Here is a 14,008-nt window from a genome sequence, read left to right on the forward strand (position 1 = left end):
AGCATGAAACTGTTCTTCTTTTTTGCATACTCTTAGATTATTTTAAAAGTTAACTTGAGCAAAATGCTCGTTGCAAAAGTAAGGGATCGCAGGTGCGCTAAAGTCGTAAATCGTCTATATTAAGTCTGAATATATCTAAAAAAGCCGTTCAGGAGGGTTTCCTGAACGGCTTTCTATGAAATAAGTGAATAAAATAATATGAACCGTCTGTTACAACCATCGGGGTGCACCGACTTTGTTTATCTTGACATTTTCGTTGGTTACAGTGAAGTCGCCTTTATCGGCATCTTTAAACTTCGGGTCGAGTGTCTTGCCTCCGTCTTTTGCCACAATTTGAGTAACGCCTTCAACCGTCAGTTCAATGGTGCCTGCATTTGCCGCATTATAATAGTTGTTGTTGCTAAATGTGGGGGCAGAGTTCGTTTGCGATTGTTTGGAGAAGTAACCTGCTGTATTCGCTACAATATTATTGGTGAATTTGATGCTATGCTTGAAAGTCGTTTTCACACCGTTTTCTTCTTTTTCCTCTAATGCGAATCTTACGTACATAATGCGTTTGCTTGCATTGTTCGATATGCCGACTAAGGTGTTGTTACTTACGTTAATCTTACTCATGACATCAGGAAACGCTTTGGCAGTATTGTCATAACGCACGAAGTCACGCTCTGCACAGCTGTTGTAAACGGTGTTGTTGATGAAGTTCAGTGCATTGTATGCCCCCTTACGGCTATCCATGAAGTCAGCTCCGTTGCATTTTACATCGTGTATGATACAATTGTCGAAAGTGATTGATTCTACCAAAGAGGCGGTATTGATGTAGAATAAACCTTTGTCGAAGTTCTTTATTTCGCAATTTTCTACATGCAGGGCTGTGTATGTTGCTTCTTTTTTGTAGTCGAACGCATGGTTTTTGCTACCGTCTCCGTCAAGGATAACGTTTCTCATTTCTACGCTACCCCCATTCAAATTAAAGTTACCTCCTTTAATGACGGGTCTGTTGTTGATTCGTTCGCCCACAATACGCACATCCTTGTCGACATCTATGCCGGTGAGTTCGTAAGTACCTGCACGAACTAAGATAAGGTTGAAGTCTGCTGTGGCTTCATTGATGGCATCTTGCAGAGACTTTCCGCCTTCCGATACTAAAATAGCCGTAGCCGGATCTATTAAGGTTGTGAAGGACTGTTCGCCGCAATTCTTGTCTCCATTGACTAAACGGGCTGTGTACTTGGTGTTTCCTTGCAGTTTGCCGACAGTCGCGGTGCAAGCCTTTAATTCTTCCGGTGTGAAGATGTGCCGGATATCTCCGGGAGTAAGCACAATGCCGGTTACTTGTTTATTTGTTTTCCACGTAAATGTGGCGCTTGAGTAAGTCAAATCGTCTTCCGTCACTTTGCTTAGCAATTGTTCCGGGTCGGTTTTGAAGTACACTCCGTTCCATTTAGACTCCGGTCTGCCTTCACCATGAGCCTTGAATCTGGCAGAATATTTGGTATCGCCCACTAAGTCTTTAACATCATAAGGAATATCCTTATTTGTCAGGCCTGTGTAGGTGCGTACCGCTGTTCCGGCAAAAGTCAGACTATCATCTTGAAAGATTTCGATGTCATAGCTTGTTGCACCTTCTATCGGAGTCCAGCTTAAACGGACATTGATGTTATTGTTTACTTTTGCCTCTAACCCGAAGGGAGCAAAGAAGCGCGCATATTCAACACCGGTCAACTCGTCGTCTTGTTTGCTGCAAGCCGTGGTCAGGGCAGCCAAAGCCAACCCCAACCCGATTGTATATTTAGAAAACTTCTTCATAATCTTATCTGTTGTATGTATCTCTCATTAATTAGTCATTAGAAAGCATGCCGTTGCTGTTATCGATAAATGTTTGCCAAATTGGCCAAAACTGGTTCTCATCAGGATTCTTCTGATAAAGACTGTTGATTAGTTCATCGGTCAGTTTTTCGGTATTGATCCATGTGACGCTTTCATAACCTGCGGGTGCATTGCCTGTTTCGCCGTGGTTCAAACCGTAGAAGAGCAGTGTTTCTTCGTCTTTGTCTATCTTATAGTACAGTTTTTCGGGAAGGTCGGCGTATGCTCCTTCGCGATGTGCCAGTTGCTTCATCTTCTCTTTTGCCTCGTCCATCTTGGTTTTCAGAAGATTCCAACGGATAAGATCGGCTTTTCTGAGAGATTCTCCGGCAAACTCAAAACCACGTTGCTCTACGATGGCGTTGAAGAACGCTTCTTTGTTTGCGGTGGCTTTTGTCATATATGCCGATACTTTGGCTGCTGGCAATGCGCGCTCCAGTATCGGTTTCAAGTAAGGAGCTGCGGCAGCAGGCGATTCCAACTCGTTGATAACTTCTGCTGCCATCAGATATACATCGGCCAGACGCATGTACTGCCAGTTGACGCCGTCGTCGTTGGTAGAAGTTACAATGCGGTTCATCCATTCATAACGGAGCTTCCCGAAGCACCAGCTTTTCAGGCTACGCACCTCTTGTTTGGCTTTTCCATTTACCAAATTGGACGACCACTCGTAAGGAACACAGGTAATGTCACGGCGCACATCCTCTACATCATAGTCATAGAAAAGATAAGGCAGGGGGCCGTTTATGCCGCCTTGTGCTTGCTCCGTATATTGGTCTTTTGCCTTGTGCTTCACGCCGAAGGTATAAAGTACACGACCGCGGCCGGCAGAAAAAGGAACTTCCCAAAGGGATTCACCGCCTGCGGTGGTGTTGTCTTGGCAAAGTTTCTTAAAGTTATCTATAAAGTTCCCCAGCACACAGCCACTGTTATTAATGATATCTATACACTCTTCTTTTGCAATGGCGTACATCTTGTCAACCGTCAGTTCCGGACTATTGCTGCGGCGTATTCCGTCTGCGCGTTGACTGTATCCTGCGGCATAAAGAGCGGTACGTGCGCGCAACCCTTTGACGAATGCTTTGTTGATGCGTTCCGTGCTTTTGGTGACAGTAGAACCGTTCGGCCAAGACACCATGTCCGAAGCTTCTTTCAAGTCGTTGAGCAGACGTATATAAATGGAGTCTCTGTCCATTCTTGGCAGGTAAACCGTTTCCGAAGAATTAGGCTCGAAGCGGCCGGGAACATCTCCCCAACCTTTTACCAAGTCGAGGTAGAGTACGGCTCTCAAGGTGATAGCCTCGCCTAATAGTTGACTGAAATCCGGGTTCGTGAGGTCGGCATAGGTGCGCAAGCCTCGTATGCATAGGTTGGCACGTTCGATGCCTTCATAGAATTTTGCCCAAGCATTGTTGTCGGTATTCATTTGTGAGTTGGTAGGACGCGTTGCGTATGTACATAACTCGTACTTCCCGTCATCGGCAATCTTTGCAGGGTCTATGTTGTTTATCCATTCAAGGTCGGTGTTTATACCGTAATAAGGGAGGAAACGGCCTCGATAGGAGTTGGTTTCTCCAAAGGATTGATGAATGCCCATCACGGCGCCTTCAGCCAAGTCTCTTACGGAAAACAGGTTGGGCTCTTCCATTGCAGAAACGGAGGGAGCTTCCAAGTCGCAAGAGGTCATTGCGCCTGCCAGCGACAACATTAAAAGGGATTTATATATTATATTTTTCATTTCTTTAATTGTTTTGCTTGGTTAGAAGTTCAAGTTAAGACCTACTACAAACTGACGGCTCTTTGGATAAGCGGAGTAGTCAACACCCGGAGTTAAGTTGGTTCTGCGGATGGTAGATACTTCCGGGTCATATCCTGAGTAGTTCGTAAGACAGAATACGTTGTAAGCCGTTACATAGAGACGTAAGTTCTGTATGTGCGCTTTAGAGAGCAAGCTCTTGGGCAACGTATATCCTAAGGTCAGCGTATTCAGACGCAGGAAAGAAGCGTCTTCTACGGCCCAGTCGCTGAAAATCATTTTTTCGCTATTGACATAGGGCGACCACATAGTGGTGTTGGCATTCATTGCAGCTAATTGGGCGGGATCATTACAGATGGTTCCGTCTGCATTCAGGTTGTTCCAGCGTTTGCCGGCAGCCATTTCGCCAATCATATTGCGGTATTGGTATTTTCCGGGATTGGTGAATTCCATTTTGTTGGCGTTGTAGACATCGTTTCCGTAACTCCAGTTAAAGTTTGCGCTCAGGTCGAAACCGTAGGCACGAGCGTTGATGCTGAAGCCACCTGTATGTACCGGATTGGCATCACCAATGATTTCACGGTCGGCCAATGTTACTTTATTGTCCGCACTGCCGTCAACATTGGCCAGTTTCATGGTACCCGGACGCAACTTACCGAGAACGGCTGTCCCATCCACTACACCGTCTTTCAGCTTCCATGACTTGGTAGTTTCGTCATAGCCTGTGAAATCGCTTACTTCGTAACGGCCTGCCGAGCGATAGCCGTACATCCGTCCTACGGAACTTCCTTTGGCAATCCAGAAGTCGTAACCAATTTCGGAAGATGCCCAATAGGTTTCTTCACCGAAGTCGTTCATGATGCCGAGATCCTTGATTTCATTCTTGTTGAATCCTATATTCGCGCTGAAGCTCAAACCGAAGTTCTTTTTATCGAGAATGGTCCAGTTGATGCTGGCCTCAATACCTTTATTCTGTGTTTTACCCATGTTACGGTATTGATAGTCGTAGCCGGTTCCTGCAACCGGAAACTGAATCAACAAATCCTTTGTCGTGTTCAGGTATACTTCGACAGTACCGTTCAGTTTGCCGCCCAATACGGTGAAATCCATACCCACATTGCGGGTGATTGTGGTTTCCCACTTCAAATCCGAGTTAGGCATTATCTTGGATGCAGACCAATAACTGTCAAATCCGTTGATCCAACTGGTTGCGGATGACTTATAGTTTAAGTTCATCTGGCCGGGAGGAATGTTATTGTTGCCGGCCGTACCGTAGCTGACACGCAGTTTCAGGTCGTCCAACCAGTTTTTTGCGCTTTCCATAAAAGGTTCGGAAGAAACACGCCATGCAACGGCGGCAGACGGGAAGTACCCCCATTGATTGCCGGATGAGAATTTAGAAGAACCGTCGGCACGGAATGTGGCACTCAGCAGATATTTGCTTTCAAAGTCGTAGTTGACACGACCGAAGTAAGACAACAGCTTCTCGTCGGGATTGATGTAGTTGTCAATAGTAAAAGGTTTGCCTTGCGAGGAATACTTCCATGCGTCGGATGCTGTGAACGATTCGGGAAATCCATGAATGACATTGGTCTGAACCGTTGATTTACTGATGACCCACTCGTGTCCTATCATGGCATTCAGGTGATGACTGTCGCCCTTAAACAGTTTTGAGAAGTCGTAGCTGACGGTATTCGTACTGCGGAACTTATGACGATTGGTATTGGCGAGTTGAGCTGCCGGTTTTTTCTGATTGTCTTTGGAAGGCACATTCTTTATATAATAGGTGGTCAATCCCCAAAAGCGCTGATCGTTGTTGCGATAATCATCGTATCCGACTTCGGCCTTGATTTTGAAGTTCTTGAAGATTTCCCATCCGAAACCGCCTGCAATATTCAATGTTTTGCGTTCCTGCATTCGATCGTTGTCTGAGATGGAAGTCAGAGGGTGATACAGGTTCCCCAAGTCATCGTCGGCACTACCAGAAGAAGAATCTAAATTGGCAAGGGGTATCGGAGTATAGATGACGGAGTATTTCAGGCGTTTGTCCGAATCGTAAGTAGAGCTGACATCATTTGCACCGCCGCCGTTGATGTCAGTGTCTGAATAACGTGCCTGAAAGTCTAATGTCACATTCTTGGCGGGTTTGGTGTTCAGTTTTAGGCTGAAGTTATCACGTTTATATGATGAGCCTTCCATAATGGCTTTATCATTCATGTGATTGTAGCTGAAAGCATATTTTATTTTGTCGCTACCTCCGTTGATGTTCAGGCTATGATTGAAAGTATGACCGGTGCGGCCGAAAGTCAGATTTTGCCAATCATTGGTTGCAATATTGTCATATAAATCCAAATCAGTGTATGAGCCGAAGAACTTTTCGTAAGCTGCAACATAACTGCTGCCTTTCAATTGGGCCAGCTCGTATTGCCAAGTCGCATAATCGGCGGCACTAAGCACGTCCAATGTCTTGGCAATCTTTTTCCATGAATAGTAGGTGTTGTAATTTACTGAGATTTTGCCTTCTTTACCGGATTTTGTCGTCACCAAGATTACGCCGTTTGCACCGCGCGAACCATAGATGGCGGTAGAAGAGGCATCTTTCAATACAGTCATATCTTCAATATCCGTAGCCGGAATGTCGGATATTGATTCTACGGGAAAACCGTCGACGATAAACAAAGGCTCGTTACTTTGGGAGATAGAACCGCCTCCACGCACACGAATCTTTAATTCCGCATCGGGAGAACCTTCGGTTGTGGTGATTTGTACACCGGCCATTTTCCCGGTCAATGCTTCTGTTGCCGAAGCTACCGGAACGGCTGCTAAAGTTTCGGAGTTAACGGTAGCCACAGATCCGGTCAGGTCTTTGCGCTTTACCGCACCATAACCGATGACAACAACCTCTTCCAGAGCTTGTGCATCATCCGACAAAACCACATTGAGTGTTTTCTGCCCTTTGACGGCAACTTCTTGTGTGGTCATACCCACGTAAGAAAATACCAATGTGGCATTAGCGGGAACGGTTAGGCTGAAATTACCGTCTATGTCGGTAATCGTGCCATTGCCGCTATTCCCTTTCTGAACTACGGATGCGCCGATTACGGTTTCTCCGGTTTTGTCTGTCACAGTACCTTTTACGGTTACATTTTGCGCTGATATGCCGAGTGATATCGTGGCTACTAATATAAATAGTAGCGCATTGCGCATGTTCTTCATTTTGTTAGACATCCTTTGCATGTTTATAATTTAAAAAAGTTTCCATCTTTTGCTATGTGTTCGCACACACTGTTAAATCATTGATGCAAATGTATAGAGATGTAAAACCTCGGATGTGTAAATTCTGTTTTTAGGTTGGTACTTTTTGTTATCTATGGCATGCCGATATGTTAATGCTCTGCTCGATAGTGTCATGGCAGAAGCTTATTGCATTCCGGTTGCCGGTATGTATCGGTTGCCGGCAATAGTCTCGATATCATACATTATTTCTGTCGGCAGAAAAAGTTTGCGATGTCCGCAGAAAAAGTTCTCTTTGTCGGCAGAAAAAGTTTGCGAATACGGGAAGTATTCTCTATCCCAAACCTCGGGATATGTATCCCAAGTCCTGAAATATATATTCCAAGGCTTGGAATAGAGTTTTTCTGCGGACATCGCAAAGTTTTTCCGCGGATATCGAATAGCTTTGAAAGGAACGTCTTCTTGCAAAAGAAAAGGAAGTGACCTGCTGTTTTCAGGTCAACGAGACATGGCTATTGTGAAGATTTCGCCTGCTTCGTTCACAATGTATTCGGGACGGAAAGCCTCCAGTTCCGTGCGTGGTCTGAATCCCCACGTCACTCCGCATGCGGTTATTCCTGCATTGGCGGCCGTCTGCATATCCACTCCCGAGTCTCCTACATAAAGGACATCTTCTTTGTCCGTCCGGGCTATTGCAAGAATATCATGCACGATGGTCGGATCGGGCTTTACGTTGATGCCTTCGCGCTGCCCGAATACGGCAGCAAAGCGGATGCCGGGGAAGTAATGGGCAATCAGCTTTTCCGTGGCAGCCTGATATTTGTTGGATGCTACGGCCGGTTGCAATCCTGCCTCCTGCAATTGCAGCAGAAGTTCGGGTATGCCGGGATAAGGACGGCTTTTATCGGCATTATGTATGTCGTAATAAGGGATAAATTCTTTGCGTACGCGCAGTACGTTTTCTTCGTTCTTTTCTCCTTCCGGCAGGGCGCGCTCAAACAGTTTGTCGATTCCGTTGCCCACCATGAAGTTATAGGCTGTTTCCGGATGTATGGGGTAGCCAAGTGCCTGCAAGGCGTGGTTGGTGCTCTGTGCCAGGTCGGCGATGGTGTTCAGCAGAGTGCCGTCCAAATCGAATATTATCAGCTTTTTCATTCGTTTTCTTTTTTTTCGATGGCAAAGATAGCATTTTTATGGAGATGGAAAAAGGGAATTTGAGCGAGGCAGATGACGGAACGGGACAGGTTTCAGCGTGTGTCTTTTATGCCGCACCCGACGTGTGCGTTTTTCATTTGGTGATTCTGAACCAGTCTACATCTGCCCAACCGCCGTCGTTGGCTATGATGGCGGGACGGGTGCAGAACATGCCGATTTTCGTTCCGATCCATTTTCCCTCTTTGGCCTGAAAAGGTTTTCCAAGCTTATGATATTCCTTGCCGTTCAGGCTGTAGCCGAAGTTGCACATTACCACCAAGTCGTGTCCGCCTTCACTCTCGGTTATTTTCTTTCCCTTGCAACCGAATTCAACACGCAGATAAACGGTGTTTTCCTTCAGCTTTGTTGTTCCGTTCACTTCTTCGTGACTGCCTTTGTCTGCTTTCAGGCAGGATACTTGCGAAAGCATCAGACCGTGACCGGTGTTTTCCAGAATCAGCCCGGCATAATCCAATCCCATGACAACCAATCCTGTACGTTCGCCTTTGTATTTCTCCGAAGGCTTGAACGTAAGTTTCATGGTGGTGGTGAAATTGTCCGAAGGAGTTTTTTGCAATAGCAGGTTGGCAACATCCCATAGGTTCTTGTATTCGTCGACTACCGGGTATGAGTAGAGGCGCACCAGGCTTTGGTCGCCGGCATAATAAGCCCATTTCTCGTTGATGTTGGCCTGCCATTGCCATTGCGGAGAGAGGGTGTAACCGTCGAATTCATCGCTCTCTTGCGGGTTGCAGATTGGATAAACCTTGCCTACATTGGGCTTATTGTAGGTCGATACGGGTTCTCCGCATCCGTCACCGTCTTTATCGATGCCGATAACAGGCCAACCATCTATCCATTTCATGGGTTGCAGATGCACCGGACGTCCGTAGGCACCCACGTCCTGGAAGTGCAGGAACCAATCTTCTCCGGCAGGAGTATCTACCCATGCACCCTGATGGGGACCATTGACAGATGTGTTCCCTTGCTCCAATACCTTTCGCCATTCGTATGGCCCATATATATGCTTGGAACGTTGCACAACCTGCCATCCCGTAGGAACTCCGCCTGCTGGATGGAAGATATAATAGTATCCGCCTCGTTTGTAAAGCTTCGGACCTTCGCAGGTCTGATGTTCCTCATGACCGTCGAAGACAATGCGCGACTGTGTGACGGCCTTGGTGGCATCGGCATTCAACTCGCAGATGGCGATGACGCTTTTCAGTTGTGCACGGCTTCCTGCATAGGCGTGCACCATGTATACTTTGCCGTCCTCGTCCCAAAAGGGGCAGGCATCGATAATGCCTTTTCCGGGCTTCACCGGTATGGGGTCTGTCCACGGTCCTTTCGGGTCTTTGGCTTTCACCATGAAAACCCCTTGATCGGGGTCTCCCCAAAAAATGTAGAATTCATTGTTATGATGGCGGATGGCCGGTGCCCATATGCGGTTGCCGTGTTGCGGGCGTTCGGGCATTTCAATCGGAGGGAGTGCATAGGGTATGGCAGCACCGATAATGCTCCAGTTCACCAAATCTTTGGAGTGTAATATTTGTAATCCCGGCAGGCAGTTGAAACTGGAAGAGGTCATGTAGAAGTCATCTCCTACCCGGCAGGCATCCGGATCGGAATAGTCCGCGTATAAAACAGGGTTTTTATACTTTCCGTTTCCCAAGTCCGGACACCAGACTTCCGAGACGTGATTCTGTCGTTGTGCCTCCAGCGGTAAAGCAAGTAATAAGCCAAGGGCTAAATACAGGTTTCTTGTTTTCATGGTTAAAAAGATTTCAAAGCTTGATATTTAATTATTGTCGCGGTTGAAGGTGGCGCTCTGATTAGTGGTTACTTCTCCTCTTTGCGAGGCAGAGGAATGAGGGGAGAAATACTTACGGGGTGCTCCAGCGCTTCTTTCCACTCTTGCATATAGGCGAACCATGCTTCCGGGGTGGAATAGCCGAAGGTCTCTTTGCAGGAGGCAAACATGGTGTAATGGTGGAAGCGGTTGCTGCCGGGGGCTGAAAGCGTATAGAGAAAGTTGTCCTTGTCAGTCACTTCCTCGCGGATGTATTTTTGTGGAACATAGGTAGCAATGCCTATCGTCTCTTTGGCGTATTTCGCCGTGTCGGTCATGGGCCAGTATCTTCCCCAACTTCCAATCAGCCCCTTATGGTCGGAATAAGAGAGGGTTTCGCCGCCCATGATGTTCTGAACGCCGGTACAGAAAGTCTCTTCTTCCAGAGGTTGGTCGAAGAAAGTCTCCACGAGCAAGTCCCGGTGTCCTGCATAGAGAATGTAGCGGTTGGTCATTGTCAGCTCTTTGCCTTGATATTGCCAGCCTTTCACCTCCACGTCGGTAATGGTGCGTACCGGACCGTATGCAAGGATACGTTCCGTGCGGAAGGTTACCGGCTCGATGTGGGTGGCCTTAGTGCCGTCCCAACCTTTCAGCGTGCCGATGCCGCAACTGTTTCCTACCATCAGCACATCGTTGCCGAAACCGTGCGCAAGCTGCTCGTCGGTAGGGTAAAACCGGCTCTCTTCGAGTTCCAATCCTTTCTTGAATTTACCGTACGGGTCTACTGTCTGTTTCGGGTTGAAGTAGATACGATAGGCTGCCAATTCGGACTCGAACATCGGCCCGTGCCCATACAGCATGTTATAGAAGTCAGTCGTTCCGGGTGCTGTGACTGATTGTACCGGTGCATGTTTCTGCTTCCCTGCATCGCGCACCAGCATGGTGGCAAATACGCGTGCAGGATAAACCTTGGCGGTTTTATCGGCCGAGAATGTCACGGAAAGTACTTTCCTGCCATTGGCGGGCATGTCGATGACGAAGACCAGCTCGTCGGCTTTCGAGTCACCGTTCAGGTCGTCCAATTGCGACGGTATTTCCACATCTCCATCTTTTACTACGGCCGATTGTATGCGAAACCTGCTGTTCAGTTCGGACAGTTTGATGACTATGGGGGCATCCGTTCTGGCCTTGTCCCAAGAATTGACCACTTCCATGGAGTATGCGGCGGTTTGCGGGGCAGTCTGTGCATACATATAGCCGTTGCACAACAGCCGGACAAAGATGATGAGTAAAGCTGTTTTCATTTAAAAGTTCAATCTGATTCCTTTGACGTCGATGTTTCTGTAGCTTTTGCCATCTACCTTCAGGTCTTTTGCACTCTTCACGTTCAGCGTTTTCCCGTTTGTCTCGATGCGGATATTCTCGAAGATTATTCCTTCCGCCTGACTGACAACTATTCCTTCCTTAGCTTCGCTGATAGTGACATTCTTCACAGTGACATTCTTGATAGGCATTTCCGGCAGTCCGTTGAAGAACATGGCACGCCCGGTCCCTTTGCAGATGATATTGGAAATATGGATGTCACGGAAGGCGGGTGTCTCCACCGTCACGGGCGGAACGCTTGCCCGCATGCGTCCGGCCAGCTCCTCCTCCGTTTCCTCGCCGGCACCTTTGCCGCCATAGAACAAGTCGAACAGCAACGGTTCGTGAGGAATATCAATCATGTGAATGTTATTGATATAAATTCCTTCCACCACACCGCCCCTACCACGGGTACTCTTGAATCGAAGCCCTACATCCGTTCCGAGGAAAGTACAATCGGACACATAGATATTCTTCACCCCGCCGGACATCTCGCTGCCCACCACGAAACCGCCATGCCCGTGCAGCACTGTGTTGTTTTTTACGATTACGTTTTGGCAAGGCTCTCCGCGTTTGCGTCCGTCCTCATCTTTTCCTGATTTAATGCAAATGGCATCGTCGCCGGCATCAAAAATATTGTTGATGATAAGGGCGTTTTTACACGATTCCAAGTCCAGCGCATCACCGTTTTGCGAGTACCACGGATTGAACACCTTCACTTTATTGATGGTGATGTGTTCGCACGACAGCGGGTGCAGGCACCAGCTGGGAGAGTTCTTGAATGTTACTCCTTCTAACAGCACCTTTCTGCTCTTGACGATATTCAGTAGCACCGGACGCAGCCACGGGCGTATCTCGTTCCATTCCTCATCGGTTTCGATGCCTTCGGGATTGTTGAAGTCCTTGCAAGCTAATGCGCCTTTCAATGAGCCGGCAGTGGGATACCATATCAATTTGTCTACCACGCCGCCCGATTTTACCAGCGCATTCCATTGGGAAGCCGTGAGCTTGCTTTGCTTCACAGGGCGCCAACTGTCGCCCGAACCGTCGAATACACCATGACCGGTGATAGCTATGTTTTCAGCATTCCATGCCGAGATGGGCGATTGGCAACGGCGTGTTTCCAGCCCTTCGAAAGAGGTCTTTATGATGGGATAAGCATCGAAGTCGTCTGTAAATACCACCAATGCATTCTTTTCCGTGTAAAGGTTTACATTACTCAACAGTTCGATAGGACCGGTCAGCCACAGCCCTTCGGGAATGATAACCCTTCCTCCTCCGTGCATGTTTACCTCTTTTATGGCATCGTTGATTGCTTTCGTGTTGAGGGTAATGCCATCGCTTTTTGCGCCGAATTGCAGGATATTTACCGAATAATCCGGAAATACGGGTTGTTCCACTTTAGGCATATCGAATGGCAGATTCTCATAGATAGCTTCGTCTATATGATTTCCGCATTGTGCCGATGCGATGTTCTGTGCAGGCTGCAACGGGAGCGATAAGGCAGTAATCACTAACCATTTTTTGATAAGTGTGTTCATTCGCGATACTATATTATTAAATTATAAAATTACCGAGATTGCGGGAGGCGTAACCGAAGAGGGGTTTTATCATTTCTCCGCAAGCGGCCCTCACGGGTGGCCTGCGGAAGAAATAATAAGTTGATTCATGTTAACCTAATTCTAACCTTAAATAAATATTATGAAAAAACCTCTTTAATTACCGGTTGCAAATGTATCGGGCTTCGGCGGAAACGATGTGCACTATTTGTTGGTTTTGGTGTATTTTTTGTCGTTTGCCTCTTTCTTTTGCACACTTTTGAGGTTTTTATGCAGAAATATGCGGAAACTTCCTATCTTTGCAACCGAATTTTTAGTAAATATAGGTATGAGTTATAATTTATTGAAGGGAAAAAGAGGCATTATTTTCGGTGCTCTGAACGAGCAGTCCATTGCCTGGAAAGTAGCAGAAAAAGCAGTAGAAGAAGGTGCAACCATCACCTTGTCAAATACCCCCGTTGCCGTGCGCATGGGCGAAGTATCCGCACTGGCCGAGAAACTGAATTGCGAGGTCATTGCTGCGGATGCAACGAGTGTAGAAGATTTGGAGAATGTATTCAAACGCTCCATGGAAGTGCTGGGCGGACAAATCGACTTTGTGTTGCATTCCATCGGCATGTCGCCCAATGTGCGCAAGAAACGCACTTATGACGATTTGGATTATGATATGCTGGACAAGACGCTGGATATCTCTGCCATCTCTTTCCATAAGATGATACAGGCAGCCAAGAAGCTGAACGCCATTGCCGAGTACGGCTCTATCCTTGCACTGAGCTACGTGGCTGCACAACGTACATTCTACGGTTACAACGACATGGCAGATGCCAAAGCGTTGTTGGAGTCCATTGCCCGCAGTTTCGGCTACATCTACGGACGCGAGCACCATGTGCGTGTCAATACCATTTCACAGTCGCCTACCATGACAACGGCCGGTGCCGGCGTAAAAGGTATGGACAAACTGTTCGACTTTGCCAACCGTATGTCTCCGCTCGGCAATGCTTCTGCCGATGAATGTGCCGACTATTGCATCGTCATGTTCTCCGACCTTACCCGTAAGGTGACCATGCAGAACCTGTTCCACGACGGCGGTTTCTCCAGTGTAGGCATGAGCCTTCGCGCCATGGCCACTTATGAGAAAGGTCTGGATGAGTATAAGGACGAAAACGGAAACATCATTTACGGATGATTTTTTATTAGACGTTAGAAGATAGACGTTAGACTTTGGATATTTCTATTCTCTATTTT

The 14,008-nt window shown here is 47.2% G+C and carries 9 protein-coding genes; 1 reads left to right on the forward strand and 8 read right to left on the reverse strand.

Annotated elements, in window-relative coordinates; translation table 11 throughout:
* Window positions 1–210 precede the first annotated feature (210 nt).
* The 8 genes from EV202_RS10795 to EV202_RS10830 all read right to left on the reverse strand — a co-directional run bounded on the left by EV202_RS10795 (window position 211) and on the right by EV202_RS10830 (window position 12,745).
* Window positions 211–1,806: a DUF4957 domain-containing protein gene (locus EV202_RS10795; RefSeq protein WP_131927067.1), complete on the reverse strand. Its 1,596-nt coding sequence runs from the start codon at window positions 1,804–1,806 to the stop codon at window positions 211–213.
* Between the two features lie 31 nt (window positions 1,807–1,837).
* Entirely contained in the window at window positions 1,838–3,604 is a 1,767-nt protein-coding gene (locus EV202_RS10800) for a RagB/SusD family nutrient uptake outer membrane protein (protein ID WP_131927068.1), read from the reverse strand.
* Window positions 3,605–3,625: 21 nt separating this feature from the next.
* Window positions 3,626–6,850 (reverse strand): SusC/RagA family TonB-linked outer membrane protein, encoded by a 3,225-nt coding sequence (locus EV202_RS10805; RefSeq protein WP_165899422.1) that lies wholly within the window; start codon window positions 6,848–6,850, stop codon window positions 3,626–3,628.
* Between the two features lie 192 nt (window positions 6,851–7,042).
* Window positions 7,043–7,270, reverse strand: a complete 228-nt coding sequence (locus tag EV202_RS10810) for a hypothetical protein (protein WP_131927070.1) — start codon at window positions 7,268–7,270, stop codon at window positions 7,043–7,045.
* A gap of 84 nt (window positions 7,271–7,354) precedes the next feature.
* Window positions 7,355–8,011, reverse strand: coding sequence for an HAD family hydrolase (locus tag EV202_RS10815; protein ID WP_106069134.1), 657 nt, complete (start codon window positions 8,009–8,011; stop codon window positions 7,355–7,357).
* 133 nt (window positions 8,012–8,144) lie between these two features.
* Complete coding sequence (locus tag EV202_RS10820; RefSeq protein ID WP_131927071.1) at window positions 8,145–9,821, reverse strand: glycoside hydrolase family 43 protein; 1,677 nt, start codon at window positions 9,819–9,821, stop codon at window positions 8,145–8,147.
* A 68-nt stretch (window positions 9,822–9,889) separates the two neighbouring features.
* Window positions 9,890–11,146 carry a DUF4861 domain-containing protein gene (locus EV202_RS10825; RefSeq protein ID WP_131927072.1) on the reverse strand — a complete coding sequence of 419 codons (1,257 nt, stop codon included), beginning with the start codon at window positions 11,144–11,146 and terminating at the stop codon, window positions 9,890–9,892.
* Window positions 11,147–12,745, reverse strand: a complete 1,599-nt coding sequence (locus EV202_RS10830) for a glycoside hydrolase family 28 protein (RefSeq protein ID WP_131927073.1) — start codon at window positions 12,743–12,745, stop codon at window positions 11,147–11,149.
* A 346-nt stretch (window positions 12,746–13,091) separates the two neighbouring features.
* Between EV202_RS10830 and EV202_RS10835 the strand changes: the two genes are divergently transcribed.
* Entirely contained in the window at window positions 13,092–13,949 is an 858-nt protein-coding gene (locus EV202_RS10835; protein ID WP_106043424.1) for an enoyl-ACP reductase FabI, read from the forward strand.
* Window positions 13,950–14,008 lie beyond the last annotated feature (59 nt).

It is taken from the genome of Prevotella heparinolytica (assembly GCF_004342845.1).
GTDB lineage: Bacteria > Bacteroidota > Bacteroidia > Bacteroidales > Bacteroidaceae > Bacteroides > Bacteroides heparinolyticus.

Coding starts and splice junctions, on each gene's coding strand:
- EV202_RS10795 (WP_131927067.1), bottom strand. CDS start 1,806: ATGAAGAAGTTTTCTAAATATACAATCGGGTTGGGGTTGGCTTTGGCT.
- EV202_RS10825 (WP_131927072.1), bottom strand. CDS start 11,146: ATGAAAACAGCTTTACTCATCATCTTTGTCCGGCTGTTGTGCAACGGC.
- EV202_RS10805 (WP_165899422.1), bottom strand. CDS start 6,850: ATGTCTAACAAAATGAAGAACATGCGCAATGCGCTACTATTTATATTA.
- EV202_RS10830 (WP_131927073.1), bottom strand. CDS start 12,745: ATGAACACACTTATCAAAAAATGGTTAGTGATTACTGCCTTATCGCTC.
- EV202_RS10835 (WP_106043424.1), top strand. CDS start 13,092: ATGAGTTATAATTTATTGAAGGGAAAAAGAGGCATTATTTTCGGTGCT.
- EV202_RS10810 (WP_131927070.1), bottom strand. CDS start 7,270: ATGTCCGCAGAAAAACTCTATTCCAAGCCTTGGAATATATATTTCAGG.
- EV202_RS10800 (WP_131927068.1), bottom strand. CDS start 3,604: ATGAAAAATATAATATATAAATCCCTTTTAATGTTGTCGCTGGCAGGC.
- EV202_RS10815 (WP_106069134.1), bottom strand. CDS start 8,011: ATGAAAAAGCTGATAATATTCGATTTGGACGGCACTCTGCTGAACACC.
- EV202_RS10820 (WP_131927071.1), bottom strand. CDS start 9,821: ATGAAAACAAGAAACCTGTATTTAGCCCTTGGCTTATTACTTGCTTTA.